The sequence below is a fragment of the Enterobacter cloacae complex sp. 394F7 genome (assembly GCF_057320385.1).
In genome coordinates this window covers 96,427-119,789 of sequence record NZ_JBXWCS010000015.1, presented here as the reverse complement: position 1 = coordinate 119,789, position 23,363 = coordinate 96,427, and the positions used below count along the sequence as shown (strand labels likewise).

The following is a 23,363-nucleotide window of genomic DNA, read 5'->3' as shown; positions in this document are numbered from 1 at the left end:
CCGATGGTAGTGTGGGGTCTCCCCATGTGAGAGTAGGGAACTGCCAGGCATCAAATAAGAAGAACCCCGTACCGTAAGGTGCGGGGTTTTTTGCTTTTGTTTTTCTCCCTCACCCTGCGGGAGAGAGCATCAGACCGCACACCACCCCACAATAAACTCAGCAACCCCATCCTCATCATTTAAATCCAGCACCGGAACCTCAACATCGAGAGCGACATCGCTGGCCACCGCAATGACATACTCATCCAGCGTTAACTCGCTAACATCATGCCCGGCATCGCTTCTGAACAGCAGGATCTTTGCAACGGCCTCATGCTTAAACCCCTCAACCAGCACCAGATCAAGCGTAGAGTGATCCATCCGACTGACCAGATACGCGAGATCCAGTGGTGCTTCATCGGGCGTTTCCGTCATCAATGCCCACCGCTCACGACTTGCCACCATGGTTTGCGCGGCACCTGCCTTACGCAGTTCATAGCTGTCTTTACCCGGTTTATCGACGTCCATATTGTGGTGGGTATGCTTAATCAGCCCTGGGCGGATGCCTCTGGCACAAAGTGCGGGTATCAGCTTTTTAAGCAGCGTCGTTTTCCCGGTACCACTCCAGGCGGCGATAGCTAAAACAGGCGTCATTTTTTCTCCTGCATGGTCTGTAAATCTTCCGTCGTATTCACGTTCACAAATGCAGACTTCCAGTCGCTAAAATCAACGGAATGGCCGCCTGACTGACGCATAAACACCATGACTCTTCGCTCTCCCGCCGTCAGGTAATCCTGCAGCGCTGGAACTAATGATCTATGAATCAGCGTAATAGCAGGATGGTCGCGCTCACCGTCATGCACCCAGACAACCGGTGCACCATCACGAAATTGCACGAGACGCTCGACAAGGCAGGAGGGAATAAACGGCGTATCACACGGGCAGAAAACAAACCACTCTGCCTCAGACTGCTGCATGACCGAGAGCATGCCGGCCAACGGTCCTGGGTAATCCCCGAGAGTATCCTGATAAACGGGGTATCCGCTGCGCTGATAAATATCGATATGGCGATTGGCACTGATGGCCATTGCCGCAACCTGATCTGCAAGCGTGTCAGCAACATGCTGCCAAAGTGGCTTACCGTTAAGATGCTGAAGCCCCTTATCTTTTCCCGCCATGCGCGTTGCCTTGCCACCCGCCAGAACTACCCCGATGATTTCCTGACCCGGATTCACGAATATCGCCTCTTTTATTGTGGGATTGACCCTGCTAACGTGTCACTCTAAATGAAAGGAGCACCACCATGAAATGTAAACGTCTGAATGAAGTCATTGAACTCCTCCAGCCAGCCTGGCAAAAAGAGCCAGAGCTGAATCTGATGCAATTTTTACAGAAACTGGCGAAAGAGTCAGGTTTTGAAGGTGAACTGACAGACCTTTCTGACGACATCCTGATCTATCACCTCAAAATGCGTGACACTGCCAAAGATGCTGTTATTCCTGGTATTCAGAAAGATTATGAGGAAGATTTTAAAACCGCATTGCTGCGCGCCCGAGGCGTAATTAAAGAGTAAAAGCTTGTAAGCGGCGGCACCGAAATCGCCACAAGATGATATCCTGAATCATTCGTATAATTTCCGGATGATCGGATGAACGACCAGGCTTTTACTTTCCAGACATTACACCCGGATACCATTATGGATGCGCTGTTTGAGCAGGGTATTCGGGTGGATTCCGGGCTAACCCCGCTAAATAGCTACGAAAACCGCGTCTATCAATTCCAGGACGAGGATCGTCAGCGCTTCGTTGTTAAGTTCTATCGCCCCAAGCGCTGGTCCGCTGAACAAATTCAGGAAGAGCATCAGTTTGCTCACGATCTACTGAATGATGAAGTTCCTGTTGCCGCACCGATTAAATTCAATAACCAAACGCTGCTTACGCACGAAGGGTTCTATTACGCCGTATTTCCCAGTCTGGGTGGCCGCCAGTTTGAAGCGGATAATATCGACCAAATGGAGTGGGTTGCCCGCTATCTGGGACGCATCCACCAGACGGGACGCAAAACGTCGTTTATTGCCCGCCCGACTATCGGTATTCAGGAATACCTTATTGAACCCCGCCAGGTCTTCGAAACCTCAGCGCTTATTCCCTCTGCATTAAAGGACGCGTTTCTCAGCGCGACGGATAAACTTATTGGGGCGGTAAAAGCCTGCTGGCGCGATGATATTTCTGTCCTGCGTTTGCATGGTGATTGTCATGCCGGGAATATTCTCTGGCGCGATGGCCCTCTGTTTGTTGACCTCGATGATGCGCGGATGGGGCCAGCGGTGCAGGATTTGTGGATGTTGCTCAACGGCGACAAAGCCGAGCAACGTATGCAGCTTGAAACGATTATTGAAGCCTATGAAGAGTTTAGCTCTTTTAATTCAGACGAAATTGCCCTGATAGAACCTTTACGTGCGATGCGTTTTGTTTATTATCTCGCATGGTTAATCAGGCGTTGGGATGATCCCGCATTTCCTCGTAATTTCCCGTGGCTTACCGGAGAGGATTACTGGCGCAACCAGATATCCACATTTACTGAGCAGGTTAAGGTTCTTCAGGAACCCCCACTGCAACTAACGCCGATGTATTAATTGGACACACCCAGGAGAGAGTTAATCATGAAAAAAATTTGGCTGGCGCTGGCAGGTATGATTCTGGCATTTAGCGCTTCTGCTGCACAGTTTACCGACGGCAAACAGTACATCACGCTGGACAAGCCCGTCGCTGGCGAGCCACAGGTTCTCGAGTTCTTCTCGTTCTATTGCCCACACTGCTATGAGTTTGAGCAGGTGCTGCATGTTGCTGACAACGTGAAGAAAAAGCTGCCGGAAGGCACCAAAATGACTAAATACCACGTTGAGTTCCTGGGCCCATTGGGTAAAGACCTGACTCAGGCGTGGGCGGTTGCGATTGCGCTGGGTGTGGAAGATAAGATCACCTCCCCTATGTTTGAAGCGGTGCAGAAAACCCAGACCGTCCAGACCGCAGCAGATATTCGTAAAGTGTTCGTTGACGCAGGCGTGAAAGGTGAAGACTACGACGCCGCATGGAACAGCTTTGTCGTGAAATCGCTGGTTGCTCAACAGGAAAAAGCCGCAGCCGATCTGCAGCTCCAGGGCGTTCCGGCGATGTATGTTAACGGCAAATATCAGCTGAACATGCAGGGCATGGACACCAGCAGCATGGATATCTTCGTACAGCAGTACGCAGACACTGTGAAATACCTGGTCGAGAAGAAGTAAACCCAATGATATAAAAACGCCGGTCAATGACCGGCGTTTTTGTTTGAAGCTTTGATGTTCTCTATCTGCTCATCTTTCTCTTTCCAGAGCGTATTAAGCCAAAGCTGGAAACGACGTTTGAAGTTCTTATCGTTAACGTAATCCCCATGCAGTTCGGTATCAATTGGCACCAGATCGACACGAACCACGATACGCGTCAGCTTGCCGCTGAGCATATCGAAGAAAGGCGTCTTGTCGTTTTCCGGATAGCAGAGCGTCACGTTCAGTAATTTATCGAACTGCGCCCCCAGCACGTTAAGCGCCATGGCAATACCCGCCGCCTTGGGTGGCAGCAGGTTCTGATAAGGGGAGCGAGTCTGAAGACGCTTCTCTTCTGTAAACCGCGAGCCTTCGACAAAATTCACAATCGTTGTCGGATGTGCGCGAAACTTCTCGCAGGAACGACGCGTCGTTTCCACATCCTTACCCCGCCGCTCCGGGTGGCGAATCAAATAGCTGCGCGAATAGCGTTTCATAAACGGCATATCCAGCGCCCAGCAGGCCAGGCCGATAAACGGTACCCAGGCCAGCTGTTGCTTCAGGAAGTATTTGTTCATCGGGATATGCTTACGGAACAGCACACATAACACCACGATGTCGGCCCAGCTGTGGTGATTACAGATCAGCAGATACCAGTTCTTTTTGTTGAGTCTTTCCAGACCCTCAACGTCCCACTTCAGGTGAGGATTCAGGCGCAGCAGGATGGCCAACCCTTCGCACCAGCAGTACATCATGAAATTACAAAACGCCGACACGGCTCGCCAAACCGTAGGCAAAGGTAACAGCAGTTTAATTATCCCGGCGATGATGATCGGTACAGAACAGGCGATCGTTACCAGAATAGTTAAAATGATGCTTAACAGTAATGTTATTGCAGCGAGCAATCTCGACATGATGAGCTTTTTCAAATGGTTAGCTGTAAGTTAGCGACCGACTATCCGGTGCAGGGCGCTGATTTTATCAGAAATCAGACAAAATAATGGGGCTTTCATACGGAGAGTTGACAGGCAGCATCTCGCTGCAGAAGATTTCACTACTATTACGCAGCAAACCGGGCATATATCCACATATGCTATATTCTCATTAGCTAGCAATATAAATCACTGTCCGTATATAACTAATTGATAAATAGATTATAATTAAGTGTCTTTACGCTTTTTTTGCCTTTGTTAGTCATATGAAGTGAAAGTATTCACAAACTTATCCACAGTTTAAATTTTGCGAGCGATCCTCACGATCGTAAAATCTTTTCCTGTATCAGGAGCTAATAACTGATGTTTTCATCCTTCTGTGGCATCCTTTAGTCATAAATTGATTAAAGGCACGGACATTATGGTTCAGATCCCAGAAAACCCTCTTATTCTCGTCGACGGCTCTTCTTACCTGTATCGGGCGTATCATGCGTTTCCTCCTCTGACCAATAGCGCAGGGGAACCCACCGGCGCGATGTACGGTGTACTTAACATGCTGCGTAGCCTGATCCTTCAGTATCAGCCAACCCATGCGGCAGTCGTTTTTGATGCGAAAGGCAAAACTTTCCGCGACGAGTTATTTGAGCATTACAAATCTCACCGTCCGCCAATGCCTGACGATCTGCGTGCGCAGATTGAGCCGCTGCACGCGATGGTGAAAGCGATGGGGCTGCCACTGCTGGCGGTTTCTGGTGTGGAAGCGGATGACGTCATTGGCACCCTGGCGCGTGAAGCCGAAAAAATGGGCCGTCCGGTTCTCATCAGTACTGGTGATAAAGATATGGCGCAGCTGGTGACGCCAGGGATCACCCTGATTAATACCATGACCAATACCATCCTCGGCCCTGAAGAGGTGGTCGCAAAATATGGCGTGCCGCCAGAGTTGATTATCGATTTCCTCGCGTTGATGGGCGACTCATCGGATAACATCCCAGGCGTGCCAGGCGTTGGCGAAAAAACGGCACAGGCACTCCTTCAGGGACTGGGCGGGCTGGATACGCTGTATACGGAGTCTGACAAAATCGCCGGCCTCTCCTTCCGTGGCGCAAAAACCATGGCCGGGAAGCTGGAAGAGAATAAAGAGGTGGCTTATCTCTCCTATAAGCTGGCGACGATTAAAACCGATGTTGAGCTGGAACTGGGATGTGAGCAGCTTGAGGTACAACAACCATCTGCGGATGACCTGCTGAGCCTGTTTAAGAAATACGAATTTAAGCGCTGGACCACCGACGTGGAAGCCGGTAAATGGCTGCAGGCAAAAGGCGCCAAACCGGCTGCGAAGCCAAAAGAGACGATTGTCATTGATGCTGACGATCAGGCTGAAGAAGAAGCCGCAGCGCTCTCTTTTGAGCACTACGAAACCATTCTTGAAGAGTCACAGCTGGTTGCCTGGATCGAGAAACTGAAAAAAGCACCGGTGTTTGCTTTCGACACGGAAACCGACAGTCTGGATAACATTACCGCCAATATGGTGGGCCTGTCCTTTGCGACAGAGCCGGGTATCGCTGCCTATGTTCCCGTCGCGCACGATTACCTGGACGCACCGGAGCAACTCTCTCGCGAACGCGTGCTGGAACTGCTGAAGCCGATTCTGGAAGACGACAACGCGTTGAAGGTGGGGCAAAACCTCAAATACGACCGCGGTATTCTGCAAAACTACGGTATTGAGCTGCGCGGTATCGCGTTTGATACCATGCTGGAATCCTACATTCTGGACAGCGTAGCAGGTCGACATGATATGGACTCCCTGTCCGACCGCTGGTTGAAGCACAAAACCATCACGTTTGAAGAGATTGCCGGTAAGGGCAAAAATCAGCTCACCTTTAACCAGATTGCGCTGGAAGAGGCGGGACGCTATGCGGCAGAAGATGCCGACGTCACGTTGCAGCTGCACCTGAAGATGTGGCCAAAACTGCAGAAGCACGAAGGGCCGCTGAATGTGTTTCAGAACATTGAAATGCCGCTGGTGCCTGTCCTTTCACGCATCGAGCGCAACGGCGTAAAAATCGATCCGACGGTACTGCATAACCACTCGGGCGAACTCGCCCAGCGTCTGACCGAACTGGAGCAAAAGGCGCATGAGCTTGCCGGTGAGCCGTTTAACCTCTCATCGCCAAAACAGCTGCAAACCATCCTGTTTGAAAAGCAGGGGATCAAACCGCTGAAGAAAACCCCTGGCGGCGCACCGTCCACCTCTGAAGAGGTGCTGGAGGAGCTGGCGCTGGATTATCCGCTGCCTAAAGTCATTCTGGAGTACCGTGGTCTGGCAAAGCTGAAATCGACTTACACCGATAAGCTGCCGCTGATGATCAACCCGAAAACGGGTCGTGTACATACTTCATACCATCAGGCTGTGGCGGCCACCGGACGTCTCTCCTCGACCGATCCAAACCTGCAGAACATTCCGGTTCGAAATGAAGAAGGGCGTCGCATTCGTCAGGCGTTTATTGCACCTGATGACTATCTGATTGTTTCTGCTGACTACTCGCAAATCGAGCTGCGCATTATGGCGCACCTCTCGCGTGATAAGGGCCTGTTGACGGCCTTTGCCGAAGGGAAGGACATCCATCGGGCAACCGCTGCGGAAGTCTTTGGTCTGCCGCTGGACAGCGTGACAAACGAGCAACGCCGCAGCGCGAAAGCAATCAACTTCGGCCTGATTTACGGCATGAGCGCCTTCGGCCTTTCACGCCAGCTCAATATTCCGCGTAAAGAGTCGCAGAAGTATATGGATCTCTACTTCGAGCGATATCCGGGCGTACTGGAATATATGGAACGCACCCGCGCGCAGGCGAAGGAAAAAGGCTACGTTGAAACCCTGGACGGTCGTCGTCTCTACTTACCCGACATTAAATCCAGCAACGCGGCGCGGCGCGCCGGGGCAGAACGTGCTGCAATCAACGCCCCGATGCAGGGAACCGCAGCTGACATCATCAAGCGCGCGATGATCGCCGTGGATGCCTGGCTGGAAAAAGAGAAACCGCGCGTGAAAATGATCATGCAGGTACACGATGAACTGGTGTTCGAAGTTCACAAAGACGATCTCGATAGCGTGTCGAAGACAATCCACGAACTGATGGAAAACAGCATGAAACTCGATGTGCCGTTGCTGGTGGAAGTGGGAAGTGGTGAAAACTGGGATCAGGCTCACTAATGGTTCGGCGAATAACGCGCTTTTTATGTAAGTTAGCAACATAACGACGTGCGTTTTGTGACGATCATTAGAATTCCCTATGTAAAGAATGAAAAAAAACTACAAAAAGTGCTTTTTCTGCAGCAAAAAAAGGGGTAGAGTTAGCGGCGTAGGGTACAGAGGTAAGATGTTCTATCTTTCAGACCTTTTACTTCACGTAATCGGATTTGGCTGAATATTTTAGCCGCCCCAGTCAGTAATGACTGGGGCGTTTTTTATTGCGGCAAAGAAAATTTCGGACAAAAAAAAGCGCGGCCATGGCCGCGCCCGGTATTACTCTTCTTCCGCTTCTGTTGCGGGCTCCAGCTCGCTGAACCAGCTGTCGAGCTTCTGACGCAGCTTATCCACACCCTGCTTTTTCAGCGAGGAGAACGCTTCAACCTGCACATCACCGTTGAATGCCAGTACCGCTTCACGAACCATATTCACCTGCGCTTTACGCGCGCCGCTCGCCAGTTTATCTGCTTTTGTCAGCAGCACCAGAACGGCAATATCGCTTGCCACAGCCCAGTCGATCATCTGCTGATCAAGGTCTTTCAGCGGGTGGCGAATATCCATCAGCACCACCAGGCCTTTCAGGCACATGCGCTTTTCCAGGTATTCACCCAGCGCGCGCTGCCACTTGATCTTCATCTCTTCTGGTACCTGCGCGTAACCGTACCCCGGTAAATCGACCAGGCGTTTTCCTTCGGCCACTTCAAACAGGTTAATCAGCTGGGTACGGCCAGGTGTTTTTGAGGTACGCGCCAGGTTCTTCTGATTGGTCAGCGTATTCAGTGCGCTGGATTTCCCCGCATTCGAGCGGCCAGCAAAGGCCACTTCGATGCCGGTATCAGAGGGCAGGTGGCGAATATCGGGCGCACTGGTGACAAAATGCGTCTGTTGGTAGTTCCAGGTAGTCACGTGGTCGTCTCCAAAAATCGTAATCTGCGGGGGATTATACCTGAATGCAGGCAAAAGGCTTTTTTGATTGCGCCTGGTCTGTAGGCTTAAGCCCTGGCCGATGTGAGACATCGGCTATAGATGTTATGAGAAATTTCAGAGAAATCGCAGGTGTAAAAAAATACAAACTGTTTTAAATCATAAGATTAATATTGAGTGATTATCTGAAAATCCGTTTTTGTACCCTTTCGTTGCTTGTTAGTTTAAATGAACAAGGTAAAGTGTGCGTCAAGGCGGGGATGCCAACAGGATAATGACTTAGGGATAAGGGTCAGGAGCGCCAGGAGGCGAAGACGCAGGATTGTCAGGATGACCAGCGCCTGGAGGCGTTTTAACAGGAAAAGGAACCGTATCACGGACGGTATCAGCCAACGGATAAACAGGGTTTGTTGTAGGCAAACACGGAATGTCTGACCCGTTAAGGGTTATGAGTCAGGAAAAAAGGCGACAGATTGCTCTGTCGCCTTTTTTCTTTGCTTGCTTTCTGCTAGATTTCGCCGCAATTCTATACTGAAGAAAACGACTTAAAGATAAAACATCATGAAAAAACCGACCTCCGCAGCGGGCGCGAAACGCCCTGCCAAAGCACGCCGCAAAACGCGCGAAGAACTGAACCAGGAAGCGCGCGATCGCAAACGCGAAAAAAAACATCGCGGTCATGCTGCGGGTAGCCGTGCAAACGGTGGCGGTGCATCTGGTGCTTCTGCTAAAAATAAGCCGCAGAAAGATCCACGTATCGGCAGTAAAACTCCCATTCCACTGGGCGTGACAGACACCCCGGTCACTAAGCAGCACAAACCAAAGAGCGAGAAACCTATGCTTTCACCGCAGGCTGAGCTGGATTTGCTGGAGAACGATGAGCGCCTGGACGCGCTGCTGGAACGTCTTGAAGAGGGTGAAACCCTGACCGCTGAAGAGCAGTCCTGGGTGGATGCCAAACTGGATCGCATCGACGAACTGATGCAGAAGCTGGGCCTGTCATACGACGATGACGAAGATGAAGAAGAAGACGAAAAGCAGGAAGATATGCTGCGTCTTCTGAAGGGTGGAAACTAACATTTGCACCCGGCAGGAACGATAGTCCTGCTTATAACCCTTCCGGTTATATGTTATCTGGTGTGGTTATTCGTTAAACTACGGCGGTTGTCGCGGCGACAGAAGTGGCTGCGCACCCGAATGATGGTCCGCAACGGGGCCAGAACGGGCCGCCGTATACGAACGCGACACCAACGGAAGGAGTGAGCATGTCTGTACCATCTATCGACTGGGATTTGGCCCTGATCCAGAAATATAACTATTCCGGGCCGCGTTATACCTCATACCCCACCGCGCTGGAGTTCTCCGATGCCTTCGGCGAGGGTGATTTTCAGCAGGCCGTCGCGCGCTATCCAGAGCGCCCGCTGTCGCTCTACGTCCATATTCCGTTCTGCCATAAGCTCTGCTACTTCTGCGGCTGCAATAAAATTGTCACCCGTCAGCAGCATAAAGCCGATCAGTATCTGGATGCGCTGGAGCAGGAAATTTTGCATCGCGCGCCGTTGTTTACTGGCCGTCATGTCAGCCAACTTCACTGGGGCGGCGGTACGCCAACCTATCTGAATAAAGCGCAGATCAGCCGTTTGATGGCGCTTCTTCGCGGCAATTTCCATTTTAATGACGACGCCGAAATCTCGATCGAGGTCGATCCGCGTGAAATTGAGCTGGATGTGCTGGATCATTTACGTGCCGAAGGCTTCAATCGCCTGAGTATGGGCGTTCAGGACTTCAATAAAGAGGTTCAGCGTCTGGTGAACCGCGAGCAGGACGAAGAATTTATCTTTGCCTTACTCAACCATGCGCGTGAAATTGGTTTCACCTCAACCAATATCGATCTGATTTACGGCCTGCCAAAGCAGACGCCGGAGAGCTTTGCCTTTACGCTGAAACGTGTAGCTGAACTCAACCCGGACCGCCTGAGCGTGTTTAACTATGCGCATCTGCCGACGCTCTTTGCCGCGCAGCGCAAAATCAAAGATGCCGATCTGCCTTCTGCTCAACAGAAACTGGATATTCTCCAGGAAACCATTACCTCGCTGACCGAGACCGGCTATCAGTTTATCGGTATGGATCACTTTGCCCGTCCGGATGACGAGCTGGCTGTTGCTCAGCGCGAAGGGGTACTGCACCGTAATTTCCAGGGCTATACCACCCAGGGCGATACCGATTTACTGGGGATGGGCGTTTCAGCCATCAGCATGATTGGCGATTGCTACGGGCAAAACCAGAAAGAGTTGAAGCTCTACTATCAGCAGGTGGATGAAAAGGGCAACGCGCTGTGGCGCGGCATCGCGTTAACACGTGACGACTGCATTCGTCGTGATGTGATTAAGGCGCTTATCTGCAACTTCCGTCTCGATTTCAGCGACGTTGAGTCGCAGTGGGATCTGCACTTTAGCGATTATTTTGCAGAAGACCTGAAGCTGCTGGCACCGCTTGCGAAGGACGGGCTGGTGGATGTGTCGGAGAATGCGATTGAGGTCACGCCGAAAGGACGTTTATTGATTCGTAATATCTGCATGTGCTTTGACGCTTACCTTCGGCAGAAAGCGCGTATGCAGCAGTTCTCGCGGGTGATTTAAGCCGCAAAAGCATGAAACGTAGGCCGGGTAAGGCGAAGCCGCCACCCGGCTTTTACATTTTTACCCGCTAGCTAAACAGACCAACCAGCGCCGCACACAACACTGCAGCAACTGCGGTTTGCGGCGTGTGGCTTTCTGCGGCTCCGCTAGAGAGCATATGTACTAATGTTTCCAGCATGATGTTCACCCCCAATTTCCGGGCACGATCATACAAAACTCATCGACACAGTAAAGCGCAAAATAACGGCAATTTGCGCTCAATTAGTAATCTTTACACAGCGGTGAAGATTACTCCATTCCCAGCTCTTTAAGCTTACGCGTCAGGGTATTACGTCCCCATCCCAGCAGGCGGGCTGCTTCCTGTTTATGGCCCTGCGTATGACGAAGCGCGGTGGTTAATAGCGTGCGTTCCATCTCCGGCTGCGCCTCAGAGAGCAAATTTTGATGACCGGAACGCAGCGCGCGATCGGCCCACTGCGCCAGCAGCGTCGCCCAGCTGTCCGGCAGCGCATGGCCCGTACTGCTTTCAGGGGCGGTCGCTTCAAACAGCTCAGCCGGCAGATCCTGAATCAAGACCTCCTGTCCGGCGGCCATGACGGTGAGCCAGCGACAGGTATTTTCCAGCTGACGCACATTACCCGGCCAGGCCAGGCGGGTGAGGGCGGCATCGGTTTCCGGGTGAAGCTGTTTGGCTTCTACGCCCAGTTCACGCGCGGCGACCTGCAGGAAGTGACGCGCCAGGCGAGGGATATCTTCGCGACGTTCACGTAGCGGCGGTAGATGGACGCGGATGACGTTCAGGCGATGGAATAAATCCTCACGGAATTTTCCCTCCTGCACGCGTTGCTCCAGGTTCTGGTGTGTCGCGGCAATAATGCGTACATCCACTTTCACCGGCGCATACCCGCCCACGCGATAAAACTGTCCGTCGGCCAGCACGCGCAGAAGACGGGTCTGAACATCCAGCGGCATATCGCCAATTTCATCCAGGAATAATGTCCCCCCGTCAGCCTGTTCGAAGCGGCCCTGACGAATGGTATTCGCTCCGGTAAAGGCGCCTTTTTCATGGCCGAACAGTTCGGATTCAATCAAATCTTTCGGGATAGCCGCCATATTCAGGGCGATAAACGGCGCTTTTGCCCGCGGGCTATGGCGATGTAAGGCGTGCGCGACCAGCTCTTTACCGGTGCCCGATTCGCCATTAATCAATACGCTGATGGACGAACGCGACAGACGGCCAATAATGCGAAACACATCCTGCATCGCCGGTGCTTCGCCAATAATGTCCGTGGTAGGGCCGAAATCGGGCTCATTACGGGGCTGTTGCTGCTCCTGGTAATGGCTAATGGCGCGCTCAACCAGCGCGACCGCTTCGTCGATATCAAATGGCTTGGGCAGGTAGTCGAATGCCCCTTGCTGATAGGCGCTAACGGCGGCATCCAGATCGGAGTGTGCCGTCATTATGATGACCGGAAGCATAGGGTGGCGTTGTTTGATCTGCTTTAAAAGCGCCAGCCCGTCCATACCCGGCATACGAATATCCGACAGCAGAACATCCGGCGTTTTGGTGGTGAGTGCGTCGAGCACTTCGCTGCCGCTCTCAAACGTCGTGCAGCTTAATCCCGCCCCTGTGAGCGCGCGTTCAAGCACCCAACGGATGGAGCTATCGTCATCGACTACCCAGACTATCCCTCGTTGCATAAACGTCACCTTTATTTTTTAATCGGCAGGAAAACCGAAAACTCGGTATGTCCCGGCCAACTGGTAAATTCAATTTTTCCAGAGTGTTGATCGATCAAACTGCGGGCAATGGATAATCCCAGCCCGGTACCGCCTTCGCGACCGCTGACCATCGGGTAGAACAGGGTGTCCTGCAGATGAGATGGGATCCCCGGCCCGTTATCCTCAACGTCGATGCGTGCCGCCAGCCGATAGCGCACGCCATGCAAGGTGAGCTGGAATGCGGTACGGGTACGCAAAATGATTTCGCCGCCTTCCGGTCCCAGAGCCTGCAGCGCATTACGCACAATATTCAGCAGGACCTGCTCAATCTGGTCCGGATCGTGCGCCAGTTCCGGCAGGCTGGGGTCATAATCACGCACCAGCGTAACGTTCTCCGGCAGCTCCATTGAGACGAGCTTCACCACCCGTTCAGCCACTTTATGAATGCTTTCGGTGACGTGCATACCCGGCTGTTGCGGCCCGAGCAGGCGGTCAACCAGGTTACGCAGACGGTCGGCCTGCTCAATGATGACGTTGGTATACTCCGCCAGCGCAGGGTCCGGCAGCGCTTTGGTTAACAGCTGCGCCGCCCCGCGTAATCCGCCCAATGGGTTTTTGATTTCATGCGCCAGGCCCCGCACCAGATCGCGGGCAGCAATTTGCTGCGCATGCTGAAGTTGCTCCTGGCTCAGTCGGCGCTGATTGTCCATCGGCGCCATTTCGAGCAGGATCAGCCCTTCAGGAAGACGTTGCGCGGTAAGCGACAAAATATGCGAGCGCCCGTCGATCACCAGCGTCACTTCGTTATCGGTGAACCCCTGACCGGCCTGCAGACTTTCCTGCATCAGGCCAATGTTCAGCGAAAAATAGCTCAATAATTCTGGCAGCGGAGTGCCAAACAGTTTGCGTGCGCTTTGGGCGAGCAGTTGCTGCGCCGCCGGGTTGGCGTAATGAACAGCCAGCTCGTCGTCGACCAGCAAAATGCTGTTAATTAACGAATTGAGGATCTGCCCAGCATCGGGCAGCGTGCCAGTTGCCATTCAGCAGTCTCCTGGAGTTGGTTGCACTAATTTAGTGCAGTATAGCTTTTTCGTCGTAAAAAGCGCGTGAGATCAGGTTGTTGGTGGAGAAAAAAGCCCATCCGGAGATGGGCTGAAAGTTTCCACGGCAACAAAAAAAAAGCTTTCGGGGCCGCGCCTGAAGGGTGGCGCGAAACCCGTTGTAACTTAAACGCTGTAGTACAGTTCGAATTCAACCGGATGCGGAGTCATGCGCACGCGGTCGTTCTCTTCAGTACGCAGGGCGATGTAGGCATCGATAGCGTCGTCAGTGAACACGCCACCCGCAGTCAGGAACTCGCGGTCAGCGTCCAGTGCCTGCAGGGCTTCTTCCAGAGAGCCTGCAACCTGTGGGATCTCTTTCGCTTCTTCTGGCGGCAGGTCATACAGGTTTTTGTCCATCGCTTCGCCTGGGTGGATCTTGTTCTTGATACCGTCCAGACCGGCCATCAGCAGTGCTGCGAAGCACAGGTATGGGTTAGCTGCTGGATCCGGGAAGCGCACTTCGATACGACGCGCTTTAGGAGAAGCCACCACCGGGATACGGATAGAAGCAGAACGGTTACGCGCTGAGTAAGCCAGCATAACAGGTGCTTCGTAGCCTGGGACCAGACGCTTGTAAGAGTTGGTGGTTGGGTTCGCCAGGGCGTTGATCGCTTTAGCGTGTTTGATTACGCCGCCAATGTAGTACAGCGCCTGCTCAGACAGACCTGCATATTTGTCACCAGAGAACAGGTTGGTACCGTTCTTGGACAGGGACATGTGGCAGTGCATACCGGAACCGTTGTCGCCAAACATTGGTTTTGGCATGAAGGTCGCGGTTTTACCGAAACGGTGTGCAACGTTGTGCACAACGTATTTGTAGATCTGAATTTCGTCCGCTTTTTTGGTCATGGTGTTGAAGCGGGTTGCCACTTCGTTCTGACCAGCAGTCGCCACTTCGTGGTGGTGAGCTTCAACTACCAGGCCCATCTCTTCCATCACCAGACACATGGTGGAACGGATGTCCTGTGAAGAATCGACCGGAGGAACCGGGAAGTAACCGCCTTTCACGCCAGGACGGTGACCTTTGTTACCACCTTCGTATTTGGTGGAGGAGTTCCATGCACCTTCGATGTCGTCGATAGCCACATGGGAGCCAGAGATAGAGGCACCGAAACGAATGTCATCGAACAGGAAGAATTCTGGCTCTGGCCCGAACAGAACGGTGTCTGCGATGCCGGTAGAACGCAGGTACTCTTCAGCGCGTTTAGCGATGGAGCGTGGGTCACGGTCGTAGCCCTGCAGCGTGCCTGGCTCGAGGATATCGCAACGAATGATCAGGGTTGGCTCTTCGAAGAACGGATCAATGACCGCCGTGGTCGCGTCTGGCATCAGAACCATGTCAGATTCGTTAATGCCTTTCCAGCCACCAATGGAGGAGCCGTCAAACATTTTGCCTTCTTCAAAGAATTCGGCGTTTACCTGATGAGCAGGAATAGTGACGTGCTGTTCTTTACCTTTAGTATCGGTGAAGCGCAGATCAACAAACTTCACTTCATGTTCGTTCAGCATCGTCAAAACGTGTTCAGCGGACATACTTAACTCTCCAGATTGGTCATTGTCGTCGTGGTAACGAGGTCTTCAACTTCTATCAAGGTGGCTATGAGGCCATCTTTTTGCCGTATTTTTATAAAGCGAAATCTGTGCCAACTTTTAAAACACCCCAAAAAGGCGTTATCATGCGCACCATAGTGCAAAAGTGCTGCACCACAATGGTTATGTTGCACCAGTATAGTGCTTCAGTGTGAACACTGAGCACCATATTGGTGCAATTTTCGTTAAAGTGCCCTTTTTACGCTCCGTGAAAGCGATCACAAAGCATCTCTGCAATACTTGTTTGCGGGGGATGTTTGTGATCCTGTTTTGTAGTGCGATTAATCCGTGTACAATAACGCGCTATTTCTAATGCCTGAGGCAAAGTTGTGATCGAAAATTTGCGTAACATCGCCATCATCGCGCACGTTGACCATGGTAAAACTACCCTGGTTGATAAGCTGCTGCAGCAATCCGGTACGTTTGATGCACGTGCCGAAACTCAAGAGCGTGTGATGGACTCCAACGATTTGGAGAAAGAGCGTGGGATTACCATCCTCGCGAAAAACACCGCTATCAAATGGAATGACTACCGTATCAACATCGTTGATACCCCAGGGCACGCCGACTTCGGTGGTGAAGTTGAGCGCGTGATGTCCATGGTGGATTCCGTGCTGCTGGTGGTTGACGCCTTTGACGGCCCAATGCCGCAAACGCGTTTCGTGACCAAAAAAGCATTTGCCCATGGCCTGAAGCCTATTGTTGTTATCAACAAGGTTGACCGTCCTGGCGCACGTCCTGACTGGGTTGTTGATCAGGTGTTCGACCTGTTCGTTAACCTTGACGCGACCGACGAGCAGCTGGACTTCCCTATCATCTACGCTTCGGCGTTGAATGGTATTGCGGGTCTGGATCACGAAGATATGGCGGAAGACATGACCCCGCTGTATCAGGCGATTGTCGATCACGTACCGGCTCCGGATGTTGATCTTGATGGTCCTCTGCAGATGCAGATCTCCCAGCTGGACTACAACAACTACGTTGGCGTTATCGGTATCGGCCGCATCAAACGCGGTAAAGTGAAGCCGAACCAGCAGGTTACTATCATCGATAGCGAAGGCAAAACCCGTAACGGTAAAGTGGGCAAAGTGCTGACTCACCTGGGTCTGGAGCGTATCGACAGCGATCTGGCTGAAGCGGGCGATATCATCGCGATCACCGGTCTGGGCGAGCTGAACATCTCTGACACCATCTGCGACCCGCAGAACGTGGAAGCGCTGCCAGCCCTGTCTGTTGATGAACCAACGGTAACCATGTTCTTCAACGTCAACACCTCTCCGTTCTGTGGTAAAGAAGGTAAATTCGTTACCTCTCGTCAGATCCTTGACCGCCTGAACAAAGAGCTGGTGCACAACGTTGCGCTGCGCGTTGAAGAAACGGAAGACGCTGATGCCTTCCGCGTATCCGGTCGTGGTGAACTGCACCTGTCTGTTCTGATCGAAAACATGCGTCGTGAAGGTTTCGAGATGGCGGTTTCCCGTCCGAAAGTAATCTTCCGCGAAATCGACGGCCGTAAACAAGAGCCGTTCGAAAACGTAACGCTGGACGTTGAAGAGCAGCACCAGGGTTCTGTGATGCAGGCTCTGGGTGAGCGTAAAGGCGACCTGAAAAACATGAATCCAGATGGCAAAGGCCGCGTACGTCTCGACTACGTGATCCCAAGCCGTGGCCTGATCGGCTTCCGTTCTGAGTTCATGACCATGACTTCCGGTACCGGTCTGCTGTACTCCACCTTCAGCCACTACGACGACGTACGTCCGGGTGAAGTGGGCCAGCGTAACAACGGCGTGCTGATCTCTAACGGTCAGGGTAAAGCGGTTGCGTTTGCGCTGTTCGGTCTGCAGGATCGCGGTAAGCTGTTCCTGGGTCACGGTGCTGAAGTGTATGAAGGCCAGATCATCGGTATTCACAGTCGTTCTAACGACCTGACGGTAAACTGCCTGACCGGTAAGAAACTGACCAACATGCGTGCGTCCGGTACTGACGAAGCAACGGTTCTGGTTCCACCGATCAAGATGACGCTGGAGCAGGCTCTGGAATTCATCGATGACGACGAACTGGTAGAAGTGACTCCACTGTCTATCCGTATCCGTAAACGTCACCTGACCGAGAACGATCGTAAACGTGCAATGCGCGGTGCGAAAGAAGAGTAATACGGTCAATCCGTTAGCCGGGTAAGCGCATGCGCCGCCCGGCAGTAAAAAGCCGCTGATTGCTCAGCGGCTTTTTTTATTAGAACGAATACCGCAATCCCAGGCGAATCCGGTACTGCTCCCGGTTGTAATCATTCCATCTGTCCAGCCACTGCAGTTCAAGATATGGCAGCCAGTTTTTGTCGATCTTGTAGCTGAATTTATTGGTAATTTCCCAGTGATGATCTTTGCCATTTTTGCTGTGGTAATCATTCACCCGCTGGAAAAAGTGCGGTTCAAAGGTATAAAAAAACGCATCCGTCACTTTGAAATTCCAGTAGTTAGCAAACTCGTGCGTATCGTTCTTATCCATCTGCCCGTTATAGTCCGGCGTATCGTAATTGTTATGGTTATAGCGATAGCGGAACGTCAGGTTGAACCCGTCCGTAAATTTATAATTGGTATCTAAATAGACCGCACCACCTGATCCTGCGCTGCTGTCGTTAATCAATCCGCCGGGCTGGAAGGTGAGCTTATCGGTGGGTTTAAAGAGCGGATACCACCCCTCTATTTCGTTATAGCTGTGCTTAAGCTCATCCCATTTCCCCACGTTATAGGCATTGGTGAACATCAGCCCCGCGCCCATATCGAAGTTATAGCCTGCACGCAGGATCACCTCGTGCAGCTCAGAGGCCGTATTGTATGCTTCGCGGGTTTCGACATAAGCCCCGGCAAATACCGGGCAGGACACAGACGACACGATCAGTACAGTAATGATTCTTTTCATAATTTGTCCATGTATCAGGTACAGAAAGGCCTCCCTCCTGATGAACAGGAAGGACATAGTGGCCGGTTTTATTGTTATAAAGTGACTGCTGACGCTTTATTGTTGGTGGTTATCTCAGGGGTATTCGCGGTTTGTTTTTTCCGTTTTCCAATCTCCTCGATAATAAAGGCGAAGCGCGCTTCGTTGAGTTTATAAAACAGCCCCATGGTCACGGCGGCCACGACGGCCAGGCCGCACGGCCAGAGGAAAATAAGCTGACGCAGACCAAGTAGCGTGCCAGCGCTCTGCACCGCATGGGGAACGTAGCCAATCTGGGTCAGCATGATGCCAGGCAGAAAACCGGCGAGGGCGGCAGAGATTTTGCGCGAGAAGGTATAGCCGGTATAAACCGACCCTTCAGCACGAATGCCCGTTTTCCACTCGCCGTAATCAACGGTATCCGGTACCAGTGCCCAGTTCAGGCTGTTCACAAACGCCGTGCCGAAAAACGCCATGCAGGAAAACAGCACGAACAGCAGGGAACTGGTCCCCCAGAAGAAGTTCAGCACGTCGCCCACCGCCCACAGCGCCAGCCCGCCCAGATAGACCGGTTTTTTGCCAAAGCGCTTCACCGCGCCGGGCACCAGAAACACGCCAATCAGAATGCATCCCATGCTGAAAAAGCCCATCCACGACAGCAAATGCAGATCGTTTAGCACGTACTGTGTGTAATAGACCTGAATCGCCAGCTTGATGTTAAACGCGGCAAGGGTACACAGGTTGGCGATACACAGCACCAGCAGCGGCGGATTGCGGAAAATCGCGCAGAATGATTTCAGAATGCCGGGCTTATGGTGATCGGGCGTAAGCTCCACGTAGCGCTCTTTCACGCCGCTGTAGCACCACCACATGCAGAACAGGCCACCGGTGACGAACACCAGCGCCGCCACCAGATAGCCGAGGGAGGGCTGGCTGACGAACAGCGCCTGAATGGGCATAAAGCCGACGGTGCAGAGCAACAGCCCCACGGTTGCGCCGCCCTGACGCCACGCCGCAAGCTGTGCGCGCTCGTTCGGGTTTTTGGTGATGGCCGGGACCATCGCACCGTAGGCGCAGTTCATCAGGCTATAACAGAGGCCAAACATCATGAAGAGCACGGTGGCGAGCGCCGTTTTCACCGTCAGGCTAAAGTCGTTGGCCATAAACTGCGCCGTCGCGACCAGCGCCACCGGGACGGAGGCATAAAGAATGAATGGCCGGAATTTTCCCTTCGCGCCGATGTTACGCCGGGAGTCCAGCAGCACGCCGGTCAGCATGTCGGTGAACGCGGTAAAAAACTTCGCTACCAGGAAAATAATGCCGCCATAGAAGGCGGGCATGCCCAGTTCGTCGGTGTAAAACTTCAGCAGATACAGCGTGCCAATACACAGCATCAGATTCGAGCCAAAATCGCCCATCCCGTAGGCGCACTTCTCTCGCAGGCTCAATTTCAGGGTTAACGGATCAGTGTTATGTGTCATGGTCGATCCTCAGAGCGCCCGCAGGGCGCTCTATCTCGTCATTTATGCCGTACGTTTACGCAGTTCGATCTCTTCCACGATGCGCACATACATCTTCTCGTTGAGATTGTAGAAACAGCCCATCGCCACAATGGTGATGACCGCCAGCAGGCTCGGATAGATAAAAATCAGCTGCCGCAGTCCTTCAACCGTTCCGGCGGATTGCACCACGTTGGGCACATAGCCAATTTGCGTGAGCATGATCCCCGGGAAGAAGCCCGCCAGTGCCTGGGATACCTTCCTGAAGAAGGTAAAGCCGGTGTAAACCGTTCCTTCAGATCGCACGCCGGTGCGCCACTCGCCGTATTCCACGGTATCGGATACCAACGCCCAGTTCAGGCTGTTCACGAACGCGGAGCCGAAGAAGGCCAGGCAGGAGAACGCCACAAAGCTCACCGAGCCGCCGCCGAAGAAGTAGTTGAGCAGATCGCCCGCCACCCAAACCATCAGCCCGCCGATATAGACTTTTTTCTTGCCGAAGCGCCGCACCGCGCCGGGCATCATAAAGACGCCGATAAAAATACAGCCCATGCTGAAGAAACCCATGTAAGACAGCAGGATCGGGTCGTTCAGCACGTACTGCGTGTAGTAAACCTGGATGGCGAGTTTGACGTTAAAGGCACCCAGCGTGCAGAGGTTGGCGATGCACAGGATAAACAGCGGACGGTTTCCGGCAATGGCGCGAAACGACTGCAACAGCCCCGGTTTTTGCGCCGGATGAGCAGGCTGCGTCTCGACGTAACGCTCGGTCACGCCCTTGTAGCACCACCACATAAAGAACAGCCCGAACAGCGAGAAAAGCGTGGCGGCAAAGATATAGCCAAGCTGATCGTTGCCCTCAATCAGGTTCATTACCGGGACAAAACCGACGGTACAGAGCAGCAGACCAAGCGTGGCGCCGCCCTGACGCCAGGCGGCCAGCGAGGCGCGCTCGTCCGGGTTTTTGGTAATGGCGGGTACCATCGCGCCGTAAGAGCAGTTCATCATGCTGAAGAACAGGCCGTACAGCATGAACAGCACCGTTGCCATCACCGTTTTACCGGTGATTTCAAACGGCGTGCCGACGAAGTTGGCAATCGCCAGCAAGGTCACCGGGAAGGCGGCATACAGCACGAACGGGCGGAATTTCCCTTTCGGGCCGATGTTGCGCCGGGAGTCGAGCATGATCCCGGTGCCCATATCGGTGAAAGCGGTAAAGAATTTGGCAATCAGGAAGATGATCCCGCCGTAGGTACCCGGCAGGCCCAGCACGTCGGTATAAAACTTCAGCAGATACAGCGTGCCGATATCCAGCAGGATGTTAGAGCCGAGATCGCCCATCCCGTAGGCGAGTTTTTCTTTAAACGGCAGGCGTAGGGTTGCCGGATCAGAAGTATGTTGACTCATTATTGTTCTCCGTCTGCCCGCAGGTTTCCCCGCGGGCGAGCCTTATCAGATATGACGTAAGGTATTAAACAGATCTGCCCATTCGCTTTGCTGGCGATAGAAGACCGGCGGTTTGCCAAGCGGGGCAGCAACGGTCACCTCACCGCCCTGGCAGGTTTCACCCGTCCACACATTCACCCAGTTGTCCTGCGGCAGATAGAGTGTCCAGTCGTGGCGGCCCTCTTCATGAACCGGTGCCACCAGCAGATCGCGGCCAAACAGGTACTGGTATTTCAGCGTGTAGGCGCGCGCGTCGTCTTCATAATGCAGGAACAACGGGCGCATCACCGGCAGGCCACTTTTCGCGTTCTGCGCAACCGCAGCTTTGATGTACGGCTTCAGGGTGGTAAACACGGTGGTCATACGTGCAAAGTGCGCGATGGTTTCGGCGTCGCCGTCGAACTGCCAGTTGTCACCCGGGCGGTTACCTTCGTGGGTACGCATCATCGGCGTAAAGGCGCTGAAGTCGCACCAGCGCAGCAACAGCTCTTTGGTGCGTTTCATCTCGAACAGGGTGGTATAGCCGCCGATGTCGCTGTGGTGCAGCCCGTGACCGGTCATCGCCAGAGACAGCGCAGCAGGTACGACGGACGCCAGACCGTCGTCCAGGCTCCAGTCGACGTTCTGATCTCCCGCCCACATCATCACCGAGTGCTTCTGGCTGCCGGTATAACCTGCGCGCATGAAGAACAGGATCTCGCCGAGCTTGCCGGTCTCTTCCAGCGCCTCGTAGTTACATTTGGCCCACAGGGCAGGCCAGGCGTTATGCATGATCTCCGCGCTGACGCCGTTGTGCAGGAAGGTATCGGTTGGCAGATATTCGCCAAAATCGGCCATCCAGCCGCCGCAGCCCAGTTCGATCAGGTTCTTTTTGATCACCTCTTTGTACCAGCCGTAGGCTTCCGGGTTGGTCAGGTCGATAACGCCCGCGTAGAACTCGCCAAACTCGACGTGGTAATCCTTGCCGTCGGCATTTTTGGTCAGATAGCCGCGTTTTGCCGCCTCTTCACAGAGATCTTTGTCGCTGGCGACGTACGGGTTGATATAGGAGAGGAACTGCACGCCTTCCTGTTTCCACTGTGCAATACGCTCATTAAGCTGCGGATACAGCTCGCTGTTCCACTTCCAGTTCCACATCACGCGTTTGCCAAAGGTGGTCATGCGGATGCCGGACCAGTCCTGCGCCCAGATGCCGTTCACCTTCACCCCGCCCTGGCGCATGACGTCGAGCTTGTGCTGACACACCCCGGTGCCGCCCTGAATGCCCAGCGTCACGCCGTCGTAAACCCAGTCCGGCAGCTCCGGCTGACGCCCCAGCAGGCCGGTGAGTTTTTCCAGCAGATCGACGTAGGTTTCTGCACATTCGAAGCGCAGCGTGGCGTTATCTTCCCAGAACGCCAGTTCGTGGAAATCCGGCGCGCTGAAGTCGAAGTTCATGTAGCAGCTGTTATCCACGTGACAGTAGTACTTTTGGGTGCTCACGAAGGTAGGCTGGGGGAAGAAGGTCCAATAATAATCGCCGCCCGCGTTCTCTTTGCAGTCGGCCTGCCAGGTCACGTAGGTCTGCTTATTGCGGCCCACCCCCTGTTCGCTGGTCCACAGCGGGAACGGCTTTCCGCGCAGATCAAAGTACGAGAACTGCTCGCCGCAGCCGTAGATATGATCTTCAGGCTGGGCCGCCAGCCGCAGCCAGATGCGGTTGTGACAGGTGGCATCATTTTTCAGCTTCAGTTCCAGACGGCCTTCCGCATCCATACCCACCAGCAGCGTCGCGCTCACCGCATCGCCACGGGTAAAGCGGATCGCCCAGCCTGCGCTTTGCTGTGTAACGGTCGCGTCCGTCAGGGCGATTTTTTCGTTGAGCTTGTCTTTGATGCTGAAGTTGCCGCGAAACATTTCGATATCGGCAATGCCCGCGCCGATCCACAGGCAAGGTTCATCGGTGGAGTGGGATAAAATCAGACGGTCCTGCCAGCGCAGGGTGAAGCCATGTTCGTTATTTTTCAGATCAATATTGTGTAGGGTACGCATAGAAAAC

Annotated in this window: 20 protein-coding genes; 8 read left to right on the top strand and 12 right to left on the bottom strand. The window is 53.2% G+C overall.

What is annotated here, in order from left to right; all coding sequences use genetic code 11:
- Positions 1-129: 129 nt before the first annotated feature.
- Together mobB and mobA are read right to left on the bottom strand one after the other, a co-directional pair.
- Complete coding sequence (mobB, locus tag AC2FAK_RS19865) at positions 130-633, bottom strand: molybdopterin-guanine dinucleotide biosynthesis protein MobB (RefSeq protein ID WP_062729269.1); 504 nt, start codon at positions 631-633, stop codon at positions 130-132.
- Positions 630-1,214, bottom strand: coding sequence for a molybdenum cofactor guanylyltransferase MobA (gene mobA / locus AC2FAK_RS19860; protein WP_095455588.1), 585 nt, complete (start codon positions 1,212-1,214; stop codon positions 630-632). The genes mobB and mobA overlap by 4 nt, the downstream gene beginning before the upstream one ends.
- A 68-nt stretch (positions 1,215-1,282) precedes the next feature.
- Between mobA and AC2FAK_RS19855 the strand changes: the two genes are divergently transcribed.
- The 3 genes from AC2FAK_RS19855 to dsbA all read left to right on the top strand — a co-directional run bounded on the left by AC2FAK_RS19855 (position 1,283) and on the right by dsbA (position 3,265).
- On the top strand, positions 1,283-1,552 hold the full coding sequence (locus tag AC2FAK_RS19855; protein WP_045901556.1) for a YihD family protein: 270 nt from the start codon (positions 1,283-1,285) through the stop codon (positions 1,550-1,552).
- Between the two features lie 75 nt (positions 1,553-1,627).
- Positions 1,628-2,614: a serine/threonine protein kinase gene (locus AC2FAK_RS19850; RefSeq protein WP_095455587.1), complete on the top strand. Its 987-nt coding sequence runs from the start codon at positions 1,628-1,630 to the stop codon at positions 2,612-2,614.
- A 27-nt stretch (positions 2,615-2,641) separates the two neighbouring features.
- Positions 2,642-3,265, top strand: a complete 624-nt coding sequence (dsbA, locus tag AC2FAK_RS19845) for a thiol:disulfide interchange protein DsbA (protein ID WP_013099385.1) — start codon at positions 2,642-2,644, stop codon at positions 3,263-3,265.
- A 23-nt stretch (positions 3,266-3,288) separates the two neighbouring features.
- Here the strand turns inward: dsbA and AC2FAK_RS19840 are convergent, their stop codons facing one another.
- The gene (locus AC2FAK_RS19840; protein ID WP_013099384.1) at positions 3,289-4,197 is read right to left on the bottom strand and encodes an acyltransferase; all 909 of its coding nucleotides are present in this window, start codon (positions 4,195-4,197) and stop codon (positions 3,289-3,291) included.
- A 439-nt stretch (positions 4,198-4,636) separates the two neighbouring features.
- On the opposite strand from AC2FAK_RS19840, the gene polA reads away from it, so the two are divergent.
- Both polA and spfP read left to right on the top strand, forming a co-directional pair.
- A complete protein-coding gene (polA, locus tag AC2FAK_RS19835) occupies positions 4,637-7,429 on the top strand; it encodes a DNA polymerase I (RefSeq protein WP_095455589.1) in 2,793 nt (930 codons plus the stop codon).
- Positions 7,430-7,595: 166 nt separating this feature from the next.
- Positions 7,596-7,643 carry a small protein SpfP gene (spfP, locus tag AC2FAK_RS19830; RefSeq protein ID WP_071892919.1) on the top strand — a complete coding sequence of 16 codons (48 nt, stop codon included), beginning with the start codon at positions 7,596-7,598 and terminating at the stop codon, positions 7,641-7,643.
- 98 nt (positions 7,644-7,741) lie between these two features.
- Here the strand turns inward: spfP and yihA are convergent, their stop codons facing one another.
- The gene (gene yihA / locus AC2FAK_RS19825; RefSeq protein WP_020686870.1) at positions 7,742-8,371 is read right to left on the bottom strand and encodes a ribosome biogenesis GTP-binding protein YihA/YsxC; all 630 of its coding nucleotides are present in this window, start codon (positions 8,369-8,371) and stop codon (positions 7,742-7,744) included.
- A 579-nt stretch (positions 8,372-8,950) separates the two neighbouring features.
- Here yihA and yihI point away from each other — a divergent pair.
- Positions 8,951-9,466: a Der GTPase-activating protein YihI gene (yihI, locus tag AC2FAK_RS19820; RefSeq protein WP_095455586.1), complete on the top strand. Its 516-nt coding sequence runs from the start codon at positions 8,951-8,953 to the stop codon at positions 9,464-9,466.
- A 188-nt stretch (positions 9,467-9,654) separates the two neighbouring features.
- The gene (hemN, locus tag AC2FAK_RS19815) at positions 9,655-11,028 is read left to right on the top strand and encodes an oxygen-independent coproporphyrinogen III oxidase (protein WP_095455585.1); all 1,374 of its coding nucleotides are present in this window, start codon (positions 9,655-9,657) and stop codon (positions 11,026-11,028) included.
- A 67-nt stretch (positions 11,029-11,095) separates the two neighbouring features.
- On the opposite strand, the gene AC2FAK_RS19810 is transcribed toward hemN, so the two are convergent.
- From AC2FAK_RS19810 to glnA, 4 genes are all read right to left on the bottom strand, one after another.
- The gene (locus AC2FAK_RS19810) at positions 11,096-11,206 is read right to left on the bottom strand and encodes a YshB family small membrane protein (RefSeq protein WP_032618432.1); all 111 of its coding nucleotides are present in this window, start codon (positions 11,204-11,206) and stop codon (positions 11,096-11,098) included.
- 110 nt (positions 11,207-11,316) lie between these two features.
- Positions 11,317-12,729 (bottom strand): nitrogen regulation protein NR(I), encoded by a 1,413-nt coding sequence (gene glnG / locus AC2FAK_RS19805; RefSeq protein WP_095455584.1) that lies wholly within the window; start codon positions 12,727-12,729, stop codon positions 11,317-11,319.
- Between the two features lie 11 nt (positions 12,730-12,740).
- On the bottom strand, positions 12,741-13,790 hold the full coding sequence (glnL, locus tag AC2FAK_RS19800; protein WP_008501857.1) for a nitrogen regulation protein NR(II): 1,050 nt from the start codon (positions 13,788-13,790) through the stop codon (positions 12,741-12,743).
- Positions 13,791-13,976: 186 nt separating this feature from the next.
- The gene (gene glnA, locus AC2FAK_RS19795) at positions 13,977-15,386 is read right to left on the bottom strand and encodes a glutamate--ammonia ligase (protein ID WP_013099376.1); all 1,410 of its coding nucleotides are present in this window, start codon (positions 15,384-15,386) and stop codon (positions 13,977-13,979) included.
- A gap of 386 nt (positions 15,387-15,772) precedes the next feature.
- On the opposite strand from glnA, the gene typA reads away from it, so the two are divergent.
- Positions 15,773-17,596: a ribosome-dependent GTPase TypA gene (typA, locus tag AC2FAK_RS19790; RefSeq protein ID WP_008501854.1), complete on the top strand. Its 1,824-nt coding sequence runs from the start codon at positions 15,773-15,775 to the stop codon at positions 17,594-17,596.
- Positions 17,597-17,675: 79 nt separating this feature from the next.
- Here typA and ompL read toward each other — a convergent pair whose 3' ends face one another.
- The 4 genes from ompL to AC2FAK_RS19770 form a co-directional block, all read right to left on the bottom strand.
- Positions 17,676-18,362 (bottom strand): porin OmpL, encoded by a 687-nt coding sequence (gene ompL, locus AC2FAK_RS19785; RefSeq protein WP_013099374.1) that lies wholly within the window; start codon positions 18,360-18,362, stop codon positions 17,676-17,678.
- 74 nt (positions 18,363-18,436) lie between these two features.
- Positions 18,437-19,861 (bottom strand): MFS transporter, encoded by a 1,425-nt coding sequence (locus AC2FAK_RS19780; RefSeq protein WP_044159142.1) that lies wholly within the window; start codon positions 19,859-19,861, stop codon positions 18,437-18,439.
- A 42-nt stretch (positions 19,862-19,903) separates the two neighbouring features.
- Positions 19,904-21,286 (bottom strand): MFS transporter, encoded by a 1,383-nt coding sequence (locus AC2FAK_RS19775; protein ID WP_013099372.1) that lies wholly within the window; start codon positions 21,284-21,286, stop codon positions 19,904-19,906.
- A gap of 45 nt (positions 21,287-21,331) precedes the next feature.
- Positions 21,332-23,356, bottom strand: a complete 2,025-nt coding sequence (locus tag AC2FAK_RS19770; RefSeq protein ID WP_095455583.1) for an alpha-glucosidase — start codon at positions 23,354-23,356, stop codon at positions 21,332-21,334.
- Between the last annotated feature and the right edge of the window lie 7 nt (positions 23,357-23,363).

What these genes read in the sequence shown, in the direction of transcription:
- AC2FAK_RS19770 (WP_095455583.1), bottom strand. Translation starts at nt 23,356, where the DNA reads ATGCGTACCCTACACAATATTGATCTGAAAAATAACGAACATGGCTTC.
- yihI (WP_095455586.1), top strand. Translation starts at nt 8,951, where the DNA reads ATGAAAAAACCGACCTCCGCAGCGGGCGCGAAACGCCCTGCCAAAGCA.
- ompL (WP_013099374.1), bottom strand. Translation starts at nt 18,362, where the DNA reads ATGAAAAGAATCATTACTGTACTGATCGTGTCGTCTGTGTCCTGCCCG.
- polA (WP_095455589.1), top strand. Translation starts at nt 4,637, where the DNA reads ATGGTTCAGATCCCAGAAAACCCTCTTATTCTCGTCGACGGCTCTTCT.
- glnA (WP_013099376.1), bottom strand. Translation starts at nt 15,386, where the DNA reads ATGTCCGCTGAACACGTTTTGACGATGCTGAACGAACATGAAGTGAAG.
- AC2FAK_RS19850 (WP_095455587.1), top strand. Translation starts at nt 1,628, where the DNA reads ATGAACGACCAGGCTTTTACTTTCCAGACATTACACCCGGATACCATT.
- mobB (WP_062729269.1), bottom strand. Translation starts at nt 633, where the DNA reads ATGACGCCTGTTTTAGCTATCGCCGCCTGGAGTGGTACCGGGAAAACG.
- AC2FAK_RS19840 (WP_013099384.1), bottom strand. Translation starts at nt 4,197, where the DNA reads ATGTCGAGATTGCTCGCTGCAATAACATTACTGTTAAGCATCATTTTA.
- glnG (WP_095455584.1), bottom strand. Translation starts at nt 12,729, where the DNA reads ATGCAACGAGGGATAGTCTGGGTAGTCGATGACGATAGCTCCATCCGT.
- hemN (WP_095455585.1), top strand. Translation starts at nt 9,655, where the DNA reads ATGTCTGTACCATCTATCGACTGGGATTTGGCCCTGATCCAGAAATAT.
- AC2FAK_RS19775 (WP_013099372.1), bottom strand. Translation starts at nt 21,286, where the DNA reads ATGAGTCAACATACTTCTGATCCGGCAACCCTACGCCTGCCGTTTAAA.
- dsbA (WP_013099385.1), top strand. Translation starts at nt 2,642, where the DNA reads ATGAAAAAAATTTGGCTGGCGCTGGCAGGTATGATTCTGGCATTTAGC.
- AC2FAK_RS19855 (WP_045901556.1), top strand. Translation starts at nt 1,283, where the DNA reads ATGAAATGTAAACGTCTGAATGAAGTCATTGAACTCCTCCAGCCAGCC.
- AC2FAK_RS19810 (WP_032618432.1), bottom strand. Translation starts at nt 11,206, where the DNA reads ATGCTGGAAACATTAGTACATATGCTCTCTAGCGGAGCCGCAGAAAGC.
- glnL (WP_008501857.1), bottom strand. Translation starts at nt 13,790, where the DNA reads ATGGCAACTGGCACGCTGCCCGATGCTGGGCAGATCCTCAATTCGTTA.
- AC2FAK_RS19780 (WP_044159142.1), bottom strand. Translation starts at nt 19,861, where the DNA reads ATGACACATAACACTGATCCGTTAACCCTGAAATTGAGCCTGCGAGAG.